The organism is Corynebacterium hansenii (assembly GCF_030408795.1).
Taxonomy (GTDB): Bacteria; Actinomycetota; Actinomycetes; order Mycobacteriales; family Mycobacteriaceae; genus Corynebacterium; species Corynebacterium hansenii.
Genome location: NZ_CP047211.1, coordinates 1,781,766 through 1,804,689 on the forward strand (window position 1 = coordinate 1,781,766; position 22,924 = coordinate 1,804,689).

16 protein-coding genes are annotated in these 22,924 nt (G+C 69.8%); 7 read left to right on the plus strand and 9 right to left on the minus strand.

Going from position 1 to position 22,924, the window contains the following annotated elements; translation table 11 throughout:
* Positions 1-485: 485 nt before the first annotated feature.
* A complete protein-coding gene (locus tag CHAN_RS07770; RefSeq protein ID WP_290288276.1) occupies positions 486-2,438 on the plus strand; it encodes a DUF2339 domain-containing protein in 1,953 nt (650 codons plus the stop codon).
* Positions 2,439-2,799: 361 nt separating this feature from the next.
* On the opposite strand, the gene uvrA is transcribed toward CHAN_RS07770, so the two are convergent.
* Complete coding sequence (gene uvrA / locus CHAN_RS07775; protein WP_290288279.1) at positions 2,800-5,655, minus strand: excinuclease ABC subunit UvrA; 2,856 nt, start codon at positions 5,653-5,655, stop codon at positions 2,800-2,802.
* A 165-nt stretch (positions 5,656-5,820) separates the two neighbouring features.
* Here uvrA and CHAN_RS07780 point away from each other — a divergent pair, with 165 nt between their 5' ends.
* The 3 genes from CHAN_RS07780 (at position 5,821) to CHAN_RS07790 (ending at position 10,110) form a co-directional block, all read left to right on the plus strand.
* The gene (locus CHAN_RS07780) at positions 5,821-6,558 is read left to right on the plus strand and encodes an MBL fold metallo-hydrolase (protein WP_290288282.1); all 738 of its coding nucleotides are present in this window, start codon (positions 5,821-5,823) and stop codon (positions 6,556-6,558) included.
* A 149-nt stretch (positions 6,559-6,707) separates the two neighbouring features.
* Positions 6,708-7,511 (plus strand): DoxX family protein, encoded by an 804-nt coding sequence (locus CHAN_RS07785; protein ID WP_048744279.1) that lies wholly within the window; start codon positions 6,708-6,710, stop codon positions 7,509-7,511.
* A gap of 223 nt (positions 7,512-7,734) precedes the next feature.
* Entirely contained in the window at positions 7,735-10,110 is a 2,376-nt protein-coding gene (locus tag CHAN_RS07790) for a HelD family protein (RefSeq protein WP_290288288.1), read from the plus strand.
* Positions 10,111-10,310: 200 nt separating this feature from the next.
* Here the strand turns inward: CHAN_RS07790 and CHAN_RS07795 are convergent, their stop codons facing one another.
* The 3 genes from CHAN_RS07795 to CHAN_RS07805 form a co-directional block, all read right to left on the minus strand.
* Positions 10,311-10,751, minus strand: a complete 441-nt coding sequence (locus CHAN_RS07795; RefSeq protein WP_048744281.1) for a universal stress protein — start codon at positions 10,749-10,751, stop codon at positions 10,311-10,313.
* Between the two features lie 319 nt (positions 10,752-11,070).
* Positions 11,071-13,182: an excinuclease ABC subunit UvrB gene (gene uvrB / locus CHAN_RS07800; RefSeq protein WP_290288291.1), complete on the minus strand. Its 2,112-nt coding sequence runs from the start codon at positions 13,180-13,182 to the stop codon at positions 11,071-11,073.
* A 55-nt stretch (positions 13,183-13,237) separates the two neighbouring features.
* On the minus strand, positions 13,238-13,906 hold the full coding sequence (locus CHAN_RS07805; protein ID WP_290288293.1) for a TetR/AcrR family transcriptional regulator: 669 nt from the start codon (positions 13,904-13,906) through the stop codon (positions 13,238-13,240).
* Positions 13,907-14,087: 181 nt separating this feature from the next.
* Between CHAN_RS07805 and CHAN_RS07810 the strand changes: the two genes are divergently transcribed.
* Entirely contained in the window at positions 14,088-15,065 is a 978-nt protein-coding gene (locus tag CHAN_RS07810) for a DUF5692 family protein (RefSeq protein ID WP_290288294.1), read from the plus strand.
* A 76-nt stretch (positions 15,066-15,141) separates the two neighbouring features.
* On the opposite strand, the gene CHAN_RS07815 is transcribed toward CHAN_RS07810, so the two are convergent.
* Genes CHAN_RS07815 through CHAN_RS07825 form a run of 3 tightly spaced genes read right to left on the minus strand, consistent with a single transcriptional unit; the run spans position 15,142 to position 18,057 of the window.
* Positions 15,142-15,627 (minus strand): heme-binding beta-barrel domain-containing protein, encoded by a 486-nt coding sequence (locus CHAN_RS07815; protein ID WP_290288296.1) that lies wholly within the window; start codon positions 15,625-15,627, stop codon positions 15,142-15,144.
* 49 nt (positions 15,628-15,676) lie between these two features.
* Entirely contained in the window at positions 15,677-16,966 is a 1,290-nt protein-coding gene (locus CHAN_RS07820; RefSeq protein ID WP_290288298.1) for a hypothetical protein, read from the minus strand.
* Positions 16,967-17,022: 56 nt separating this feature from the next.
* Entirely contained in the window at positions 17,023-18,057 is a 1,035-nt protein-coding gene (locus CHAN_RS07825) for a YeiH family protein (RefSeq protein ID WP_290288302.1), read from the minus strand.
* A gap of 181 nt (positions 18,058-18,238) precedes the next feature.
* Here CHAN_RS07825 and CHAN_RS07830 point away from each other — a divergent pair, with 181 nt between their 5' ends.
* Positions 18,239-19,174: a LysR substrate-binding domain-containing protein gene (locus CHAN_RS07830; protein ID WP_048744289.1), complete on the plus strand. Its 936-nt coding sequence runs from the start codon at positions 18,239-18,241 to the stop codon at positions 19,172-19,174.
* A gap of 63 nt (positions 19,175-19,237) precedes the next feature.
* On the opposite strand, the gene coaE is transcribed toward CHAN_RS07830, so the two are convergent.
* Both coaE and rpsA read right to left on the minus strand, forming a co-directional pair.
* On the minus strand, positions 19,238-20,104 hold the full coding sequence (gene coaE, locus CHAN_RS07835; protein ID WP_290288307.1) for a dephospho-CoA kinase: 867 nt from the start codon (positions 20,102-20,104) through the stop codon (positions 19,238-19,240).
* Between the two features lie 192 nt (positions 20,105-20,296).
* Positions 20,297-21,754 carry a 30S ribosomal protein S1 gene (gene rpsA, locus CHAN_RS07840; protein WP_048744291.1) on the minus strand — a complete coding sequence of 486 codons (1,458 nt, stop codon included), beginning with the start codon at positions 21,752-21,754 and terminating at the stop codon, positions 20,297-20,299.
* Between the two features lie 246 nt (positions 21,755-22,000).
* Between rpsA and CHAN_RS07845 the strand changes: the two genes are divergently transcribed.
* Positions 22,001-22,870 (plus strand): class I SAM-dependent methyltransferase, encoded by an 870-nt coding sequence (locus CHAN_RS07845; RefSeq protein WP_290288312.1) that lies wholly within the window; start codon positions 22,001-22,003, stop codon positions 22,868-22,870.
* Positions 22,871-22,924: the final 54 nt, after the last annotated feature.

A 22,924-nucleotide genomic window follows, 5' to 3' on the forward strand; every position in this document is an offset into this window, starting at 1 on the left:
GCCACCCCGCCCCGCCGACGCCGACCGCAGCGCCCGTCCCACCCCCGGGAGGCCCCGGTCCCGGCGCCGGCCCCGGTTGGCAAACGCCGCCCCTTTCGCCGCACTCCCCGAGCCGCGGCGGTGCGCCCCGGCCCCCGCAGGGCCCGGTTCCGGGCCCCGCACCCGGGCAGCCGCTCGGCCGAAGCCAACTGCCCCAGTCCGGCCCGGCTCACGGCGGCGCGCCCGGTGCGTTCCCGGGCGCTCCCGTGGCTCCCGGTGTTCCCCCCGCCGCCGGTTCCGGCGCTCCCGGAGTTCCCGCTGCCGCCGGTCCCGGCGCCGGCGCGGGCGAGACCCCCGGAGGCCCGCCGGGCCAGCACCGGACCGGCGTCCCCGCGGCCGCTCAGGCGTTCGCCGCGCGATTCCGGCAACCGGGCCCGGACGCCCGGGAGTCGGACGGTGCGCCGCCGGCGCCCTCACCCTATTCCCGGGTTCTTCCGCCGACCCCGATGCAGCTGGCGGCCCGTGAGCACCCGTGGTGGGAAGACGAGAAGATCGTCCTGCGCATCACCGCCGCAGTCGGCGCGCTCATCACCATCTCGGGTGTGATCCTGCTGCTGGCGTTCGCCATCCAGTCGGGCCTGCTCGGCCCGCTCGGCCGCGTCATCCTCGCCTACGGTCTCGCCGTGGCGCTCGCCGTCGTCGCGGTGGTCGTCCACCGGAAGAACCCCGGCAACGCGGGAGTCACCGCCGCCGGATCGGCTGCGACGATAACCGCGCACATAACGACATCGGTCCTGGTCAACATATTGGAATGGTGGCCCAACTGGCTGGGCACGCTCGTCGTGCTGGCGGTGATGGGGATCGCCTACGCCGGCGCCCGCTGGTGGAATTCCGTCGCGTTCCACATGATCGCCTTCGTCATCTCCTACTTCACGGTGTGCACCACCGTCTGGCCGAAGTCCTCCGACGACTTCGACGTCATCGCGGCGATCCTCATCGCGCCGGTCGCCGCCGCATGGGCATGGCGGGACCGCCCGCAGCGCCCCATGGTCTCCCTCACCGCAGCGGCGCTGTACCTGATCGGTTCGGTGACCGTACTCAACGCGGCCGACCCCGATTGGCTCGCCGTGGCCGCCTTCATCGTCGCCGGCATCGCCATCGCGGTCCCCGAGTTCCTCGACGACTCCGCCGCCGGATCCCACGAAACCGAGTCCGGCGAATCCGCGCCCCGCGAGGTCTGGGTCCCGGGTGCCAGCCTCAACACCGAGGAGCTCAAGAACCGCGGCCTGCAGACGCTCTACGCGCTCATCTGGCCGACCCCGTTGATGCTCACCGCGATCGGGCCCGGGGAAAAGTTCTCCCCCTTCGTCGCCCTGTTCCTCGGCCTCGCCATCGGCGGAGCCGGATTCGGTCCCTGGAAGCCTCTGACGGATCCGCGGATGTCCTCGCTGCGCTGGGCCGGCTTCTTCACCGCGGCCGTGCCGGCGCTGCAGCTCAGCGTCACGGATCCCCACAGCACGTGGACCAGGCTCCCGGCGCTGCTGGTGGCCGCCGCGATCACGTGGATCTTCGTCTTCCGGCCCACCGTCCTGGGCAAGCGCCTGCTTCCCCTGTGGATCGCGGTGGCGCTGCTCGGCAACATGCCGGCGCTGATCCTGACCATGTTCTCGCCCTCCTACCTGGTCGAGCACCAGTTCCGGCTCGACGTGCTGGACGCGCCGAATGTCCCGCTGTCCGCCCTGCTCATCGGCGTCATCGCGCTGGGCCTGATCGCCATCCTCGTGGCGAACCGGGGCGAGGCCGGCAGGTACGAGAAGAGCGCCGCTCTGATCGGCCTGCTGCTCACCGCGGTGCCGGTGATCATCGTGCTCACCTCGGCCGGCATGCGGTTCAGCCTGGCCCACATGCTGCTGTCCATCGGCTGGATGATCGCGGCCGCCTGGATGATGCTCGCGCCGAAACGCCTCAACATCGACGCGAACATGGCCGCTTCCCTGGTCATCGCCGGCGTCGCGGTGCTCAAGCTGGTCTTCTACGACATGCAGGCCATGAGCGGCCTGACCCGCGTCTCGGCGTTCCTGCTGTGCGGCCTGGTGCTGCTGGGCATGGTCGTCGCCCGCAACCTCCGCGACCAGAAGGCCGATCGCGTCGCCTCCGCCGCCGCACCGGGCAAGGGCACGGAACCCGGCAATGTCTTCGGCACCGGATCGCCCGGCACCGACGGGCCGCGTGCCGACGCCACGGTCGGCGGGGCGCCGCGCTCCGATGCGACGGGTGCCGGCTCGCACGGAGCCGGGGCCGGGCGTTACGACGGAACGGCCGCCACCCCATCGGAAGCCGGGGCGAAGGACTCCGGAGCGCCGGGGCCGGAGCCCGATCCGTGGGCAGCGCCGCCATCCGACCCGGAGCGCGGTCGCGATACCGACGACGGCTGGGGAACTCCCCCGGGCTCCGGCTAGGTGTCGCGTCCCGTGGCGTTGCGGTTGATTGACGTTGCGATTGGCTTCTGCGGCGGTTGAGCTGGCCTGCCACCGCAGTCTCCCGGGGCGCACCGGCTAACCCACCCCGAATCGGGCCCGGCCCGCGCAACCTCCCGGGACGCACCGGCTAACCCACCCCGAATGCGCGGACCCACCCGTCACAGCGGGTGGGTCCGCGCATTCGGGGTGGGTTTACGTCAGGGGGCGGTGCGCCGACCGGGCGAACGGCGGGGGCGGTGCACCGACCGGGCGAACGCCGGTTGCGGTGCTTCCGGTGCCGCGGTTTCCCGGGCGCCGCTACCCCGGAAGCCGACGTTCGCAACCTGCCGGGGCAGAACAGTTAAGCCTGCAGCAGCGGCCGGAGGAAACGGCCGGTGTGGGACGCCTCGACCTCGATGACGTCTTCCGGCGTGCCCTGGGTGACCAGGGTGCCGCCGCCGGCGCCGCCCTCGGGCCCCATGTCGATGATCCAGTCAGCGGACTTGATCACGTCGAGATTGTGCTCGATGACGATGACCGTGTTGCCCTTGTCCACCAACCCCTGCAGCACGAGCATGAGCTTGCGGATGTCCTCGAAATGCAGGCCGGTCGTCGGCTCGTCGAGGATGTAGACGGTCCGGCCGTTGGACCGCTTCTGCAGTTCGGCGGCGAGCTTCACGCGCTGCGCCTCACCGCCCGAGAGCGTCGTCGCCGCCTGGCCCAGTCGGACGTACCCGAGCCCGACGTCCACGAGGGTGTTCAGGTACCGGGCGATCGACTGGATGGGCTCGAAGAACTCCGCGGCCTCGGAAATGGGCATGTCGAGCACCTGCGCGATGTTCTTGCCCTTGTACAGGACCTCGAGCGTCTCCCGGTTGTACCGGGCGCCCTCGCACACCTCGCACGGGACGTACACGTCCGGCAGGAAGTTCATCTCGATCTTCAGCGTGCCGTCGCCGCGGCACGCCTCGCAGCGGCCGCCCTTGACGTTGAAGCTGAAACGCCCGGCCTTGTAGCCGCGCACCTTCGCCTCCTGCGTATCGGCGAACAGATTGCGGATCTTGTCGAAGACGCCGGTGTACGTGGCCGGATTCGACCGCGGCGTGCGCCCGATGGGCGACTGATCAACCTGGACGAGCTTGTCCAGCTGATCGAGCCCCTCGACCCGCGTGTGCCGCCCCGGAACCTGGCGGGCGCCGTTGAGCTCGTTGGACATCACCTTGGCCAGGATCTCGTTGACCAGCGTCGACTTGCCCGAGCCGGACACGCCCGTCACGCAGGTCAGCAGCCCCAGAGGGAAGCTCACGTCGACGTTCTTCAGGTTGTTCTCGCGCGCCCCGCGCACGGTCACCAGCCGGTCGAAGTCGATCGGGCGCCGCTTCTCCGGCGGCAGGATCTTGCGCTTGCCGGACAGGTACTCGCCCGTGATCGACCCCTCGGCGTCGAAGATGCCGCCGGGCTCGCCCGAATACACGATCTCGCCGCCGTATTCGCCGGCCCGCGGGCCGATGTCGACGAGCCAGTCGCCCTCGCGGATCGTGTCCTCGTCATGCTCCACGACGATGAGCGTGTTGCCCAGGTCCCGCAGCTTCTTCAGGGTCTGGATCAGGCGGTGGTTATCGCGCTGATGCAGGCCGATCGACGGCTCGTCGAGGACGTAGAGGACGCCCGCCAGGCCCGAGCCGATCTGCGTGGCCAACCGGATGCGCTGTGCCTCGCCGCCCGACAGAGTGCCGGCCGAGCGGGCGAGGGACAGGTAATCGAGGCCGACGTCGAGCAGGAAACGCAGGCGGGCCTGCACCTCGCGCAGCACGCGGCCCGCGATCATCTCCTCGCGCTTGCCCAGGGTCAGGGCATCGAGGAACGCCGAGCAGTCCGCCACGGACATCTCCGTCAGGCCCGCGATGGACTTCTCGCCGAAGCCCTCCGACTCCAGCGTCACCGACAGGATCTCCGGGCGCAGCCGCGCGCCGTTGCACGTCGAGCACGGCACCTCGCGCATGTACCCCTGGTACCGCTCCTTCTGCGATTCGCTGTCCGCCTGCTCGAGTTTCCGGTGCAGGTAGGGCATGACGCCCTCGAACGGCGCGGTGTACTGGCGCGTGCGCCCGTACCGGTTGCGGTAGCGGACGCTGATCTTGTGCTTCGACCCGTGCATCAGCGCCTTGTGCTGCGCCTTGGTCAGATCCTGGAACGGCGTCTGCGGGTCGAACCCCATCTCGTCGGCCAGGCCGGTGACGAGCTTCTCGAAGTACTTCTTGTTCAGCGTCCGGTTCCACGGCCCGATCGCCTCGGTCACCGGCTTCGACGGATCCGGCACCACCAGATCCTCGTCGACCTCCAGCTTCGTGCCCAGGCCGTCGCACGCCGGGCAGGCGCCGTACGGCGAGTTGAACGAAAACGACCGCGGCTCCAGCTCCTCGATGTCGATGCGGTGGCCATTGGGGCACGAGATGTTCTCGGAAAAGCGCTGCAGCCGGTTCTCGTCATCGTCGTCAAGCCCGACGGCGTCGATGACCACGACGCCGTCGGCCAGGCGCAGCGCCGTCTCCACGGAATCGGTCAGGCGCCGCTTCTGCGACTCCTTCACCTGCAGGCGGTCGACCACGACGTCGATGTCGTGCTTCACCTGCTTCTCCAGGGTCGGAGGATCGGTCAGGCGGTGCATTTCGCCGTCGACGATGACGCGCGCGTAACCCTCCGCGGCGAGCTCCGCGAAGAGATCCACGAACTCGCCCTTGCGCGTGCGCACCACCGGCGCCAGCACCTGGAACTTCGTGCCCTCGGGCAGCTCCAGCACCTGGTCGACGATCTGCTGCGGCGTCTGCGACGAAATGACCTCGCCGCACGTGGGGCAATGCGCGGTGCCCGTGCGGGCGAACAGCAGGCGCAGGTAGTCGTAGACCTCCGTGATCGTGCCGACCGTCGACCGCGGGTTGCGGTTCGTCGACTTCTGGTCGATGGACACCGCCGGCGACAGGCCCTCGATCAGCTCGACCTCGGGCTTCTCCATCTGGCCCAGGAACATGCGGGCGTACGAGCTCAGCGACTCGACGTATCTGCGCTGGCCCTCCGCGAAGATCGTGTCGAACGCCAACGACGACTTGCCCGACCCCGACAGGCCGGTGAAGACCACCATCTTGTCGCGGGGCAGGTCGATGTCGACGCCCTTGAGGTTGTGCTCCCGGGCACCACGGACGATGAGCCGTTCGGCCAACGTACGCACCTTTCCTGGTCGGATGTGTTTGCCGGTCGCCTGATGGGGCTCCCGGACGAGTGTGCCGCATGCATGTCGGATGCGCCGCCCGCGATGATACATCACTCATACATCCGTTCGAACGCTTCCCGGCGGGATCGCGCGACCGCCGCTACCCTGGCGGCCATGACAGCAAACGACGTCACCATCAACGACGACTACACCGGCGACCTGTCCCGGCGCGAAGTGCAGCGCGTCCGCGTCGGCGCGATCGACGTGTACAAGACCTCGGTCGGCGACATGGACAACAACTGCCACCTGCTGGTGGACACCCGCGCGCCCGAGCATTCGCTGTTGATCGACGCCTGCGACGAGGCCGATCACCTGAAGGCGCTGTGCGACGCCGCCGGGGCGACCGTGACGACGATCGTCACCACCCACTCCCACGGCGACCACGTCCAGGCGCTGCCGGAACTCGTGGAGGCGTGGGGCGCGGAGCACATCACCTCCACCCTCGACGCCCCGGACATCGCCGTGCCCGCCGACCGCCGCCTGGACCAGGGCGACGTGGTCACCTTCGGCGACGGCGCCACGCTGGTGGCCTTCATCCTCCGCGGGCACACCCGCGGCGGCGTCGGCCTGGGCCTCGACGCCGGCGACCCGTCGAACGCCGAGGGCGGCGCGGACGGAGCCGAGACCGCCGACGACGCGCCCATCCACCTCTTCGTCGGCGATTCCCTCTTCCCCGGCGGCGTGGGCAAGACCGCGAACCAGGAGAATTTCGCACAGCTCCTCCACGACGTCGAGGAGCGCATTTTCGACGCCTACCCGGACGACGCCGTCGTCCACCCCGGCCACGGCTCGGATACCACCGTCGGCGCCGAACGCCCCCACCTGGAGGAATGGCGCAACCGCGGCTGGTAAACCACGGACACCGCACCCAACCGCGGGTAGAATCGGGACATGGGCCGCAGTGCCGGTCGAACCCGGTTCCACGCGAACCGCCGACCGTCCCGGACCACGTGCGCACCAACCGCATGAGACCCACACGACAAACAGGAGTTGACCAGAAAATGATCCGCAAGCTCGCCCGTCCGATGCTCGCCTCGGTTTTCGTCGCCGATGGCGTGGACACCCTCATGAACCAGAAGGACCATCTGGAGGGCGCCCGCGAGGTGACCAAGCGGCTCCGCACCGTCGTTCCCGCGCAGTACGTCTCGCTCCTGCCGAGCGACCCGCAGACGACCGTCCAGATCGTCGCCGGCACCAAGGTCGCCGCCGGCGCCATGTACGCCCTGGGCAAGGCCCCGCGCGTCGCCGCCACCGCCCTGGCCCTGGTCCAGGTGCCCACCGCCCTGGCGCGCCACTCTTTCTGGGAGACCCAGGACCCGAAGGAGCGCAAGGCCCGCAAGACCGGCTTCCTCACCGACGTCGCCCTGCTCGGCGGCCTGTTCCTGGCCACCGCCGACACCGCCGGCCGCCCGGGCCTGGCCTGGCGCGCCGAGCACGCCGGCAAGCAGGTGAACAAGAAGGTCCAGGCCGCACTGCCCACCAAGTCGGAGGCCGAGAAGCGCACCGAGGAGCTCAAGGGCACCGCCGCCGAGTGGCTGGAGAAGGCGCAGGAAGTCGGCGCCGACCTGCAGGACAAGTCGGCCGATGCCCTCCAGCGCGCCGAGGGCTACGTCGCCGACAACAAGGACGATTGGAAGGATTCCCTCCAGTCCTTCGCCGAGGAGGCCCGCGAGACCCTCGTCGGCGCCGCCGAAACCGCCCGCGAGACCTTCTCCGACGCCGCCGACGTGGCCGCCAAGGAGACCAAGAAGTCCCGCAAGCGCGCCCGCAAGCAGCTGAAGAAGGCCCGCAAGAACCTGGCGTAGGGTCCGCGGGCCCGGTCGCGCCCGCCCCCTGCACGGGGCCCGCGCGACGATGGAGCCCAACTGACCCGAACCACGCGGCCCGCCCACCGATTCCGGTGGGCGGGCCGCTTCGCGCGTTTCCGGTGGACGGGAGGAAACGCCGGGCGTCGTGAAGCGGGGGTCTCCGCCCCGGAATGGCCGTGGCGTAAAATGGCATATTTCCCCGACCAGGATTGGAGCGCACGTGCCGCACCCGGATCTGCCCGCCGAGCAGGAGCATCTCGACGAGGTGTACGCGCATCTCGACGCCGCGCGGCGCCGCGACCAGGAGGCGCTGCGCAAGGTGATGCTCGACGACGATCCGGAGCCGCAGGCCCGCGTCGAGCGCGAGGTGGAGTACCAGCGCCTCCAGTCCAACCTGGAGCGCTACCGGCACGCGGAGGTGGGCCTCGTCTTCGGGCGCATCGACATCGCCGACGACGAACCCGACAACCCCGTGCCCGGCGCCCCGGAGCTGGACCGCAGGTACATCGGGCGCATGGGGCTTTCCGACGCCGACGACGGATACCGTTCGCTGCTCATGGACTGGCGCGCGCCGCAGGCCCGTCCCTTCTACCTGGCGACGACCGCGCACCCCGAGGGCGTGACGCTGCGCCGGCATCTGCGCACGCGGGGGCGGACCGTCCGGGCGATCGACGACGAGCGCCTGGCGGGCCCCGATGGCGCGGCGGCCGGCGGAGACGGTGGCGGAACCGGTGCCGGGGCGGATGCGGGAACCGGGGCCGGATCGGGCGCGGAGCGGCGCATCGAGGACGGCGTCGGCGGCGAGGCCGTGCTGCGCGAGGTCATCGACTCCGCGCGCACCGGCCACATGCGCGGCATCGTGGAGACCATCCAGCGCGAGCAGGACCTGATCATCCGCGATTCCGGCCGCGGCGCGATGGTCGTGCAGGGCGGCCCGGGCACCGGCAAGACGGCCGTCGCGCTGCACCGCGTGGCATGGCTGCTGTACACGCACCGAGACCAGCTGGCGAAGACGGGCGTGCTCATCCTCGGCCCGAACACGACGTTCCTGGAGTACATCTCGCGCGTGCTGCCCAGCCTCGGCGAAACGGGCGTGGTGCTGCGGACCATCGCCGACCTCTACCCCGGGGTCTCCGGCACGGGCGCGGAATCGCTGGCCACCCGCGAGGTGAAGGGTTCGGCGGAGATGGTGCACATCCTCCGCGAAGCCGTCCGCGACCGGCAGCCCGACCCGGCCGACGACGTCACCGTGGCGTTCGACGGCGTCGAGCTGACCATCACCCCGGCGATGGTGCGCGCCGCCCGCACCCGCGCCCGGCGCTCCCGCAAGCCCCACAACCTGGCTCGCCCGCTGTTCCGCGAGCACCTGGTCGAGTCCCTGGCGCGGAAGCTGGCGGACCGGATCGGCGCGGACCCGCTCGGCGGCGAGAATCTGCTGTCGGTCACCGACGTCGCGGACCTGCGCGACGAGCTCGACGACGACCCGGCGATCTCCGCGGTCCTCGACGAGATGTGGCCGGAGCTCACCCCGGAGCAGCTGCTCGCCGACCTGCTCGAGTCGGAGGAGCGCATCGCCGCGGCCGCCGCCGAGTACGACGACGCCACCCGCGCCGCCCTGCTCCGCGAGCCCGGCACGCCGATGGGCCCGTCGGATCCGCCGCTTCTCGACGAGCTGGCGGAGCTGCTCGGCGACGTCTCCGACGCCGACGACGAGCGCGAGTTCTGGCGCGCGCAGATCGAGGAGGCGCAGGACGCGCTGGACATCCTCACCGGCTCCGCCCAGCAGGAGCTCGACGACGGCTCCGACGCCGAAATCCTCATGGCCTACGACCTCATCGACGCCGAGGCCCTGGCGGAGCGCCACCGCGACCGCGACGTCCGCAGCACCGCCGACCGGGCGGCCGAGGACCGCGAGTGGACGTACGGCCACGTCATCGTCGACGAGGCCCAGGAGCTGTCCGCCATGGCGTGGCGCATGATCCGCCGCCGCTCCCCCAACGGCTGGATGACCATCGTCGGCGACATCGCGCAGACCGGCTCCCCCGCCGGCGCCGAGAGCTGGGCCGACGCGCTCGATCCGGTCATCGGCGACCGCTGGCGGCTGCATCGGCTGACGGTCAATTACCGCACGCCGTCGGAGATCATGGACGTCGCCGCCGATGTCCTGTCCCGCATCGCGCCGGGGGCCGAGCCGCCGCGGTCCATCCGTTCGACGGGCCGCGCACCGGTGCGCACGGCCACGTTGGCGCGGGCGCTCGACATCGCCCGCGGGGCTTCCGGGGGCCGGCGCCTGACGGCCGTCATCGCTCCCGCGGCGCGGGTGGCGGACATCGCGGGCTCGCTTGACGACGCCCACGCGCAGCCGGCCGCCGGAGACGAAGCCCACGCCGCTTCCCCGATTGCCGTGCACGACGTCGACGAGGCCAAGGGGCTCGAGTTCGACGAGGTCATTCTCGTCGACCCGGACGCCATCGTCGCAGAGTCTCCCCAGGGACTGCAGGACCTCTACGTCGCCCTGACCCGCGCGACGCAGGGGCTCACCGTCGTCGCCGACGGCCAGCCGGAATCGTTGCCGGCGATCGACGCCGCAGACTGAGCCACGGTTCTGGCGCCCGGCCCGTCCCCGCGGACTGAGTCACGGTTCTGGCGCACGGCCCGACCGTGCGGGCTCGCCGCGCCCGGCCTTGCCCCGCAATGCGACCGCGGTACCGAACACGAAAACCCGGCCACCCGAAAGGGCGGCCGGGGTCGGCGCATGGGCGCGGGATATCCGCGCCCGATGCCGTTGAAGCGTCGTCAGGCGACCGTGTGGACGATCATCACGTCGCAGTCGGACTGGCGCGCGACGTCGGCCGGGACGGAGCCGAGCAGGCGACCGGTCAGCGAGTTGATGCCGCGGTTGCCCACGACCAGCAGGTCGGCCTTGTGGTCGGTGACCAGCGACATCAGGGCCTCCACCGGGGAACCCGCCCGAACCTCGGTCTCCACCTTCTTGGCGCCGGCGGCCTCGGCGGCCTCCTTGGCGTTGGCCAGGTTCTCCTGGGCCGGGTCGTCGCCGAGGACCTGGACGGAGTCCTGGCGCAGCGTCGAAGAGGCGGCTTCCTGGTTCTCGTAGTACGCGCAGCCGATGACCAGGGTCGCGTCAAAGGCCGCGGCCATGGCCGCCGCGCGCTCGACTGCGAGAAGCGAGGACTTCGAGCCGTCGGTGCCGACGACGATGGTCTGGTAAGCGCTCATGAAAACTGCCTTCCGCAAAACTCGTTGATGGTGAAATTCGAGATCGTTTTTCGTCGAGATCGACGTGATGCGACTCACGTCCGGAACGCCGAACGGGCCGTGTTCCTTCGCCCAACCCTAGCAAAATACGGGGGTCCCGGACCGCGAACTTTCGGCCAACCGCGAATGATCATTCACTGAATTTTCGGCATCTGCGCACGTCATCACGGTCGCCGCGTTATGTGACCTGCATCTCAACAGGAACTCGAAGTATCCCCCATCACTAACCCCGTGCTCTTCGGTGGCGTCGGGGGCCGGGCCCCGGGCGGCCGCGCGGGATCTATTCCAGCCCCGCTTCCTCCATGCCGCGCAGCTCCTTTTTCAGGTCGTAAATCTCGTCGCGCAGACGGCCGGCCAACTCGAATTTCAATTCGCGGGCGGCGGCGCCCATTTGGGCCGTCATGTCGTCGATGAGCTTCTGCAGCTGCGCCTTGGGCATCCCCTCGACCGTCGCGCGCTCGGCCAGCGCGGCGTCGACGGCGGCGGCATCCGCCGCATCGCCGCCGCCCTCGGCCTGGCTCTCGTGGACCTGGTCGAGGATGTCCGCGATCTTCTTGCGCAGCGGCTGCGGGTCGATGCCGTGCTCGGTGTTGTAGGCGATCTGCTTCTCGCGGCGGCGCTCGGTTTCGTCGATGGCGCTGCGCATCGATTCCGTGACGGTGTCGGCGTACATGTGCACCTCGCCCGAGACGTTTCGGGCGGCGCGGCCGATGGTCTGGATCAGCGAGGTGGTCGAACGCAGGAAGCCCTCCTTGTCCGCGTCGAGGATCGCCACCAGCGACGCCTCGGGCAGGTCGAGGCCCTCGCGCAGCAGGTTGATGCCCACCAGCACGTCGTAGTCGCCCAGGCGCAGCTGGCGCAGCAGCTCGACGCGCTTGAGGGTGTCGACGTCGGAGTGCATGTAACGGACGCGGACGCCGTTTTCCAGCAGGTAATCGGTGAGGTCCTCCGCCATCTTCTTGGTCAGCGTCGTCACCAGTGCCCGCTCGCCCTTCTCCTCGCGCTTGCGGATCTCGTGGATCAGGTCGTCGATCTGCCCCTCGGTGGGCTTGACCACGACCTTCGGGTCGACCAGGCCGGTCGGGCGGATGACCTGCTCGACGACTTCGCCGCCGGTCTGCCCCAGCTCGTACGGCCCGGGGGTCGCGGACATGAACACGACCTGGCCCACGCGCGCGTCGAACTCGTCGAATGTCAGCGGCCTGTTGTCCAGCGCCGACGGCAGGCGGAACCCGAATTCGACGAGGTTCCGCTTGCGCGACGCGTCGCCCTCGAACATGCCGCCGATCTGCGGCACGGTGACGTGCGACTCGTCGATGATGGTGAGAAAGTCCTCCGGGAAGTAGTCGATCAGCGTCGCCGGCGCGGAGCCCGCCGCGCGCCCGTCGATGTGCCGCGAGTAATTCTCGATGCCGGAGCAGAACCCGACCTGCTGGATCATCTCCAGGTCGTATTCGGTGCGCATGCGCAGGCGCTGCGCCTCGAGCAGCTTGCCGCGGTTCTCGAAATCCGCCAGGCGCTCGGTCAGTTCGCTCTTGATCTCCTCGATCGCGCGCTCCATGCGCTCGGGCCCGGCGACGTAATGCGTGGCCGGGAAGATCCGCAGTTCGTCGACTTGCTTGACGACGTCGCCCGTCACCGGATTGAGGTAGTAGAGGGAATCGATCTCGTCGCCGAAGAACTCGACCCGGACGGCCAGTTCCTCGTAGGCGGGGATGATGTCCACGACGTCGCCCTTGACCCGGAACGTGCCGCGAGTGAAGGCGATGTCGTTGCGTGCGTACTGGATGTCCACGAGCATGCGCAGGAACTCGTCGCGGTCCACCTCCTCGCCGACGCGCAGCACCGCCGAGCGGTCGAGGTACGACTGCGGGGTGCCCAGGCCGTAGATGCACGACACCGAACTGACCACGACGACATCGCGGCGGGACAGCAGCGCCGAGGTGGCGGAGTGCCGCAGGCGCTCGACGTCTTCGTTGATGGACGAGTCCTTCTCGATGAAGGTGTCCGTCTGCGCGATGTACGCCTCGGGTTGGTAGTAGTCGTAGTAGCTGACGAAATATTCGACGGCGTTGTTCGGCAGCAGCGAGGACAGCTCGTTGGCCAGCTGCGCCGCGAGGGTCTTGTTGGGGGCCATGACCAGGGTGGGGCGCTGCATCTTCTCGATGAGCCACGCGGCCGTCGCCGACTTGCCGGTGCCGGTGGCGCCCATGAGCACCACTTCGCGTTCGCCCCGGTTCAGCCGCTCGGCCAGCTCGGCGATGGCCTGGGGCTGGTCGCCCGCCGGCTCGAATTCGCTGACGACCTCGAAGTCCCCGCCGGAGCGCTCGATTTCGCCCACGGGACGGAATTCGGAGTGGGCGACGACGGGCTGTTCTGCTGCGAAGGCCATGCGGCCAGCCTACAACCCCCGCCACATCGTCGCACATCCGTTCGCCTGGACGGAGTCACGGACGGGACGGCGGGCGGGGAGCCGGCCCTCCGGAACGGAACCTGCGCAGCGATTCCCCCACCTGACCGCGCATGACGAATTCCATCCGACCGACGAGCTCCCCCGGCTCCTCCTTCATCCCCTCCGCCAACCAGTGCAGAAGGTGGCCCAGCACCGTGAGCGTGTAGTGCTCGATGATGAACTGCCGGTCGGCGTCGGAAAGCGGGCGCGGGGCGCGGCCCGAGGGCGCGCCTTCCGCTTCCCCGGCCTCGAGCTCCGCGACGATCGCGCACATCATGCGGCGGAGCACGCGGTGGAAGAATCGCTCCGTCTTCACCCACGTCAGCGAATCGAGCACGGCCTTGACCTGCGGGCGGTTGCGCCGCATGTACGTGAGCAGTCGCAGGAACCCCTCGGCCCACCGCGAGTACTCGGCATGCGAGAGCACGTGGTCGGCGACCTCGGTGGTGAACACCCACGTCGCGGCGTCGTAGACGTCGTCGAAGTGGTAGTAGAACGCCTGCCTGGTCACCCCGGCCTCGGCCGCCAGCCCCGCGACCGTCACCTTGCTCAGCGGCGTGGTGGCCAATTTGCGCTTCAGGGCGGCGACCAGCGCCGCCCGTGCGCCCGCATCGTCCCGCACGGCGTCGCGGGGACTTCCCGCTGCGCCCGGATCCCGTGTCATGTTCCTCCGTCGCGGCCATTGCCGTCCCAACCACTGGACACATCGGCGAAACTGTCTATGGCCTGGCCTTTTCCCCGAAATTAGCATGAGGGGCGACAAGACATAAGGGCGTTTTCCCGCCTGTGTTCGGCCATCGAACGGCGATGGCCGGGGGACGCGCCCGCACGGAGGGTCTTCCCCAATGTTCCTGTTCGAATCGGTTCCCTGGTACGCGTGGGTCGCGTGGTTCGCGGTCCTCGGCGCGCTGATCGGGCTCAACGAAATCACCCGCCGGTGGCGCGGCGCGGCGTGGGCGATGTTCATCGCCCTGCCGATCATCCTGACCATCTTCGTGTGGCCGACGACCGCCGGCGCCGGGTCCTCGACCGGCTCCTGGTTCCACTGGGTCAAGGTCTACTCGGCGCTGGCCGGCGTCCTCGGCTTCATGGCGCTGCGGTACCACCCGAAGCTGGCCGCCAACAAGTGGGCGCTGGCTTTCCCGCCGGCCATCCTCGCCCTGAACATCCTCGAGGCGTGCATCCGCGACTTCCAGGTCGGCGCGATGAACGTCGACGGCGTCGTCGACGGCGTGCGCATGATCTCCGGCAGCTGGAACTGGATGAACGGCGTCGCCGGCCTGCTGAACCTGATCACCATCTGCGGCTGGGCGGGCATCATCATCTCCCGGGCGCCGTCGCGCGACATGGTGTGGCCGGACATGATGTGGTTCTGGATCATCGCCTACGACCTGTGGAACTTCGCCTACGTCTACAACTGCGTCGGCGACCATTCCTTCTACGCCGGTGCGGCGCTGCTGATCTCGTGCACCATCCCCGCCTTCTTCATCAAGAAGGGCGCCTGGCTGCAGCATCGCGCGTCCACGCTGGCGCTGTGGATGATGTTCACCATGGCCGTGCCGGCGTTCGTCACGGACTCCGCCTTCGCGGTGCAGTCGTCGAACGATCCCCGCGCGCTGTTCGCGGTGTCCCTCGTGGCGCTGGTCGCCAACGTCGCGGTCTTCGTCTGGCAGCTGCGCACGATCATCGTCCGCAAGCTCAATCCCCTGAAGGACGAGCTTTACGACGACACCGCACGGCACCGCGAGGTCCTCGAAGCCAACGTCCGCATCCCGGATTCCTTCGAGGCCGCCGAATCGGGCCGCGCGGCGGCAAAGGCCTGACCGGGCCCGACCCGAACGCGAAGACGGCGGGCGCACCCACCCCGGGGTGCCGCCCGCCGTTCCGCGTGCTCCGCGTCTACTGCTTGGCCAATTCGCTGACCAGGTGCTGCTGCATCGGCTCGCCGACCGCGGCCATGCCGAATTCGGTGATCAGCTCGGTGCGGTCGGCGTTGACCACCCAGGTGCGGGCGGTCGCGTCGACCTGCTTGGCGGTGCCGGAATTCACCACGGTCGACCGGTCCATGACGATGGTCAGCTCGCCGTCGTCGCCAGCCTCGACGGTGCCCTCGAGCACCTCGGTCTGGCCGGTGGGCTGGGCCAGGGTGAACTCGACGCGGCCATCGCCGATGGGCCGGAAGAAGCCGGATTCGGTGTGCATGGGCTGGTTCTCGGCGCCGGCGGTCTTCTGCTCATAGCGCAGGAAGGGCTTGCCCGGAACGGCTCCGAAGGTGAGGGTTTCGTTGTACCGGAACGAGTCGATGGTCGGGTAATGGCCCCTGCCGGGGCCCTTCCACGTGCCGACGAGGAACTCGTACTCGGCGATCAGGGGGTGAAGATTCATGCCCCCCAGGGTACCGAGTTCCGGGCCGGCCACCACCGGAGCCCCGCACTCAGCCCTTCGTGGCCAGGATCTCGTCGGGGGTTTCGGGCAGATCGGCGGTCAGCGTCTTGTTCTCGCCCTTGAGATCGACGACGTGGACCTTCTTGGTCGCCGGATCGGTCACGTAGGCGACGTCGCCCTGCACGGCCAGCGCGGGACGGGGGTCCTGCCACTCCTCGGATTCCTTCCACTCGCCGATGACGTCGATGGTCTTGACCACCTTCGCCTTCTCGGTGTCGATGAGGTGCAGCTTGCCGTCGGTGCCCAGCACCACGCCGAGACCGTCGTCGTTCATGCCGAGCGAACGGAAGGTGTAGGAGGTGCCCAGATCCACGAGCTTCAGGTCGCCGGTTTCGGCGTTGATCACGGAGACCTTCTCCGGGCGCTCCAGCTTCTCCTCGTCCGCGGCCTTCTTGTCCGACTTGTAGTCGCCGAGCACGTACTTCGACTTCGGCGATCCGGCCTGGTTGCCGATGCGCCCGTACTCGTCCGGCGACGTGACTTTCTTGACCTCGCCGTCCTTGTACACCAGGCCGCCGTCGGCGCAGCCGACGAAGACGCCCGCCGCGGACTCCTCGGCGCCGTGGGCGCCCGGGCACTGCTCGAAGCGCTTGAGTTCCTTGCCGTCGGCATCGACCTGGGCGACGCCGGTGCGCTTGCCGTCGGCGTCGGCGACGGTGACCATGTACGTCCCATCGCCGCCTAGCACCGCGATGCCATGGTGGGCGGGGACGCGGAAGTGGTCCACGGCGTCCATCCCCATCAGGCGCAGGGTGGTCACGTCGCCGGTCTCGTCGTCGAAAAGCACCGCCTTGCCGTCACCCGCGACGACGTGGCCCGGCTTGCTCGCGGCGACCTCGAAACCGGTGAAGACGGGATCGCCCGCGTAGTGGTGGGAGTGGTCACCGTGCGGCTTGGAGTACGAGCCCAGATCCAGCGCGCGGAAAGCCTTGTCGGAGGACACGAAGACGTGGCGGCCGTCGCCGGCGTGGTTGAGGCGCAGGTACCCCTCGGCGGGCAGATCGGAGAGCACCTTCGGCTTCTCGCCCTTTTCGGGGTTTCCGGCGTCGAGCACCATGACGCCGCCGTCGTGGCTGATGGCGAGCCGGGGTACGGCACCGCGGGTCTCGGAGGCGTCGGCGGCGGTCGTGGCGGTGGTCACGGCCGGGGTCCGGGCGTCGCCGTCGGCGGGCGAGGTCGCCGTCTCCCCCGCCGAGCCGTTCGCGCCGTCGGAGGAGCAGGCCGTGAAGAACAGAGAAGCGGCGGCGAGGGCGCCGACCGCGATCTTGGTTTTGGTCATGGGGGCATTAGACCATTTATTGCAAACGGTTTTCAACTAACGGCGGCGTGCGCCGATCATCCGGCGATGAGGACCCCGCCCAGGCCGATCACCGCGACGACGACGGTGGTCAGGGCCGCCATGATGAACGGCGCCGCGCCCACCTTCCGGATGAGGGAGAACTGGACGCCGATGCCCAACGCGAACATCGCGGCCCCCAGGAGCAGCTGCTCGGCGACGCCGGCGACGTCGATGACCCCCTGCGGCACGAGCCCCGTCGACCGCACCAGGACCATGGCCAGGAAGCCCGCGACGAACAGCGGGATGATCGGCGGCAACGACACGTCTCCGGCCTCCCCGTGGGCGTCCCGGATCCTGCGGCGCTCCACGACCGAGATGATCGCCATGACGGGGGCCAACATGAGCACGCGCCCGAGCTTGATGACGACCGCCGCCCCCAGCGCGGCCCCGCCGACGGACCCGCCGATGGCGACGACCTGGGCGACCTCGTGGACGGACGCGCCGGCCCACATGCCGGTGTCCATGTCGGACAGCCCGAAGAGGTGCCCGAGGGCGGGGACCAGGGCGATCATCAGCGTGCCGAAGATGACCACCAGCGCGACGGCGGTGACCACCGATTCCTGGAGGCCGGACCTGCGCGGCCGGCCGTCCTCCGCCGGAGCCTCGTTTCCGCCGAGCACGCCGGCCAGGGCGGCGACGGCCGCGGCGCCGCAGATCGAGAATCCGCACGCCACCAGCAGCCGCAGCGGCCGGTCGATGCCCAGCGCCGCACCTGTGGCGATGCCGGCGAGGGTGCCGCCGAACACCACGGCGATGACGGTGAGGATCATCCCCGGGCCCAGATCGGCGACGTCGTGGAGCGACAGCCGCAACCCGAGCAGGACGATGCCGATGCGCAGCACGCGCTTCGCCGCGATGGCCAGGCCCGGCTCCACCGATGCGGGGAGCCGGACCGCGTTGCCGACGACGACGCCGAGCAGGATCGCCACGACCATGGGGCTGAGCACGGCGAAAGGCGCGGCCACCGCGTAGGCCACGGCGACGCCCGCGGCGGCGAGCAGGAGTCCTGGAGCATTCTTCTTCACGTTCACCCGACCAGTTTCCGTCACTCGGAGCGACCCCGGTAGACGCGAATGGCGTGTCAGCACATACGCTTTTGATATGAGCACCCGGTCACCCCGCCCCGGCGCGGGATCGCAGTCCCCGGCGGACGGCCCGCCCGACCCACCGTCACTCCCGCCTGCGCGCCATGAGCGGCACGCGTCGTCCCGCATGGCCCGGCCACTGCATCTGACCGCCCTGCGCCTGCTCGCGGCGATCGACGAGCTCGGCGGGCTGGGCGCGGCCGCGCGGGCGATGGGCATGGCTCAGCCCAACGCCAGCCGCACCATCGCCTCCTTCGAGCGCGAGCTCGGTGCCGATCTGATCGAACGGGGGCCGCGCGGCTCGGCGCCGACTCCCCTGGGCCGCTCCGTGCTCGCCGCGGCGGCGCCGCTTTTCGACGCCGTCGACGCATTCCACCACGACATCGGCCTGCTCACCGCGGACGAGTCCGCCCCGCTGCGGGTGTCGGCGAGCATGACGGTCGCCGAGCACCTCATGCCCGGCTGGTTGGCCACGTACCGCGGCCGCCACCCCGGCGCCGACGTCGGGCTCCGCGTGCGCAATTCGGAGCGGGTGTTCGACGAAGTCGTCGCCGGCACCTGCGACATCGGGTTCGTGGAGACGCCGCTGGCGCGGAAGGACCTCCACGGCACCGTCGTCGCCGACGACCATTTGGTCATCGTCGTCTCGCCCGATCACCCGTGGGCGAAGCGCGGGCGGCATGCGGCGGATCACGAGCCGGGCCCCGGCGGCCGGGACCACGGGCCCGTCACCGCCGAGGAACTGGCCGCCACTCCCCTCGCCCTGCGCGAGCCGGGTTCGGGGACCAGGGCCTTCTACGACCGGGCGCTGGCCCCCTGGCATCCGGTGCCGCCCGCCGTCGAATTGGGCAGCAACGCCGCCGTCGCCGCGACGGTGCGGGCCGGCGGCGAACCCGGGGTGCTCAGCGAACTTGCCGTCGCCGATGCCCTGTCCCGCGGCGACCTGGTGGCCGTCGACGTCGACCCGCGCCTCGACCTGTCCCGCAGCATCCGCGCGGTGTGGCGCGGCACCGGCGGACCCGGACGGGTGGCGCGGGAACTGATCGACATCGCCGCGTCGTGAAGCCGCGTCGTGAAGCCGCGTCGTGAAGCCGCGTCGCGGAGCCGCGGTGGCGGACCGCCCGGGTCAGGCGTCTGCGACGCGCTCGTCGAAGTCCGGGGTCTTCTGGCGGACCAGGGTCACGGGGTTGCCCGGGTCGAGGCTCTCCCAATGCGTGCCGACGCGCCGCCACGGCGCATCGCCGATCTCCGGCTCGCCGTCGACCGTCAGCACCAGCCGATTTCCGCTGAGCACCGATCCGACGACGCCGACGCCGAACTGCCGGGTCACGCGCGCCACTTCCCGATCGATGCGCCCCGACGGCCGCACCGGCTGCGGCTCCGCGAGACCGGCGACCCCGGACATCGGCACGAGCCGCGTGCGCCAGATCTTGTCGACCTGCGTGATCAGCGCGCGCTCGGTTCCCGAATTGTCGATCACCGCGTCGGCGGCGGCCAGGCGCTCCTCGTCGGAGATCTGCGCGGCGATGCGGCGGCGCGCATCAGCTTCCGCCACCCCTCGCCCCTCCACCAGCCGCTTCACGCGCACGTCGACGGGCGCGTGCACGACGATGACGATGTGGTGGTCCGCCGCGAGGTCGTTCTCCACGAGCAGGGGCATGTCGTGGACGACGATGTCCTTCGGCCCCGCTTCGGCGAATCGTTCCGCCGTGCGGTCCCTGATGCGCGGATGGGTGATCGCGTTGAGCGTCGCCGTCTTCTCCTTCGACGTGAACGCGCGATTGGCCAGCCTGCTGCGCAGCAGGCGGCCATCGGCATCGAGGATGTCGCGGCCGAACGCTTCGACCAGCTCCCGCAGCGCCGGCTGACCGGGTTCGACGATCTCGCGGGCAATGGCATCGGCGTCGATGATGACGCAGCCGAGCTCGCGCAGTCGCCGGGCCACGGACGACTTGCCGCTGCCCATTCCTCCGGTCAATCCAACTTTCAGCATGGGCCAACCATAGGCCATCGCGTGGGCCCGCGCCGCGAAGCCCCGCCATTTCCCGCCGCTTGCAACGCATTTCACATTTCCGTAAAGCGAAGACGAGAAAAGGCCCCGGCCCGCCCCTTCGTGAAAAGGGGCGGGCCGGGGCCTCGCGGTCATGGCCGCCGGATCAACCGGCTGCCGCGACCGTCAGTTCGCTCAGTTGCCGGACAGGCGGGCGCGCAGGGCGGCCAGCTGCTCGTCGGAGGCGAGGGTGCCGCCGGACTCGGCCGGAGCCTCGGCGGCCGCCGGGGCGTCCTCCGTGGTCTCGGACGAGTAGTTCGACGGGGTCGCGGCGGCCTCGGCGGCCTGCGCGCGGTGACGCTCGATCTGGGCGGCGTGCATCTGGTGGTGGCGCTCCGCCTCGGCGTAGCGGGCCTCCCACTCGGCGCGCTGGGTCTCGAAGCCCTCCATCCACTCGTTGGTCTCCGCGTCGAAGCCCTCCGGGAAGATGTAGTTGCCCTGCTCGTCGTAGGAATCGCCCATGCCGTACTTGGTCGGGTCGAACTCCTCGGTGAAGTCCTCGTCGGCCTGCTTGAGCGACAGGGAGATGCGGCGGCGGTCCAGGTCGATGTCGATGACCTTGACCATGGCCTCCTCGCCGACGGTGACGATCTGGTCCGGTACGTCCACGTGGCGCTCGGCCAGCTCGGAGATGTGGACCAGGCCCTCGATGCCCTCCTCGACGCGGACGAACGCGCCGAACGGCACCAGCTTGGTGACCTTGCCCGGGACGATCTGGCCGATGGCGTGGGTGCGGGCGAACACGCGCCACGGATCCTCCTGGGTCGCCTTCAGCGACAGGGAGACGCGCTCGCGGTTCAGGTCGACCTCGAGAACCTCGACGGTGACCTCGTCGCCCACCTGGACGACCTCGGACGGGTGGTCGATGTGCTTCCAGGACAGCTCGGAAACGTGCACCAGGCCGTCGACGCCGCCGAGATCGACGAAGGCGCCGAAGTTGACGATGGAGGACACGACGCCCTTGCGGACCTGGCCCTTCTGCAGCTGGTGCAGGAACTCGGAACGGACCTCGGACTGGGTCTGCTCGAGCCACGCGCGGCGGGACAGGACCACGTTGTTGCGGTTCTTGTCCAGCTCGATGATCTTCGCCTCGAGCTCCTGGCCGATGTACGGCTGCAGGTCGCGGACGCGGCGCATCTCCACCAGCGACGCCGGCAGGAAGCCGCGCAGGCCGATGTCCAGGATCAGGCCGCCCTTGACGACCTCGATGACGGTGCCGGTGACCGGCTCGTCCTTCTCCTTGAGATCCTCGATGGTGCCCCAGGCGCGCTCGTACTGGGCGCGCTTCTTGGACAGGATCAGGCGGCCTTCCTTGTCCTCCTTGGTGAGGACCAGGGCGTCGATCTCGTCACCGACCTCGACCACCTCGTCGGGGTCGACATCGTGCTTGATGGACAGCTCACGGGAGGGGATGACGCCTTCCGTCTTGTAGCCGATGTCGAGCAGGACCTCGTCGCGGTCGACCTTGACGACGGTGCCCTCGACGATGTCGCCATCGTTGAAGTACTTGATCGTGGAGTCGACGGCGGCGAGGAAGTCCTCAGCGGTGCCGATGTCGTTGACGGCGACCTGAGGGGTGTTGGAGGTGGGCATATGCAAGTTGCTCCGAAGCGGATAGAAATCGAGTTGGACAGGGTCGGTCCGGGACGCGCACGTAAGCCCTGGTGGGCGGTAGGTGAAGGTGCCGGATCGGCACGCGTGCACGGGTCGCGCACGCATACCGCGAACACGATACGCCGCCACCAGCGCCAAATCAAGTCCCGCCGCAGGTGGGACGCCACGGGGAACCGCGTTATCCGCGGGCCGCGGCCAGTGGGGCATCGCGCCTAGACTCGGCGCATGTCTCACTTCGCAGGTTACGGCCCCGTCGACGACGTCGAATCCGCCAGGGCGAACCGTTCCTGGTGGGACGGCGATGCCGTCGACTACCACCTCGAACATCCGCTGTACCTGGGCGAAGGGCGCCCGGAGGGGGACTTCGTCTGGTGCCCCGAAATGCTCCGCGAGGAGGACGCCCGCCTGCTCGGCGACGCCGGCGAACTGGCCGGTTCCGACGTCCTCGAGATCGGCTGCGGTTCCGCACCGTGTTCCCGGTGGCTGGCCCGGCACCGCCCGCCGAAGTCGCTGACGGCGTTCGACGTGTCCATGAATATGCTCGCCCACGGCGTCGACGCGGCGGGCTCGTCGCAAAGCGGGGCCGGCTCGTCGCAAAGCAAAAAGGACGCCCGGGAGGTCACCGGCGTCAACCTCGTGCACGCCGATGCCGCGGCGATGCCGTTCGCGGAGGATTCGTTCGACATCGTCTTCTCCGTCTTCGGCGCGATTCCGTTCGCGGCGGATTCGGCCGCGCTGATGAGGGGCGTCGCCCGCGTGCTGCGGCCGGGCGGGCGGTTCGTGTTTTCGGTGACGCACCCGATGCGCTGGTGCTTCCCCGACGATCCCGGCCCGGCGGGCCTGAAGGCGGGCATCCCCTATTTCCACCGCGACGCCTACGTCGAACGCGACGACGACGGCCGCGCGATCTACGTCGAGCACCACCGGACCATGGGCGACCGCGTGCGCGAGCTGGCCGCCGCGGGCTTCGTGCTGGAGGACCTCATCGAGCCGGAATGGCCCGATGACCTCGACGTCGAATGGGGCCAATGGTCGCCGTTGCGCGGCGCGGTGATTCCCGGCACGGCCATCTTCGTGTCCCGGCTGTCGGGCTAGCCGCGCTTTCCCGCCGCCGCGGCTGGCTCGCCGCGGTGCGGGCCGGCCCCTGGC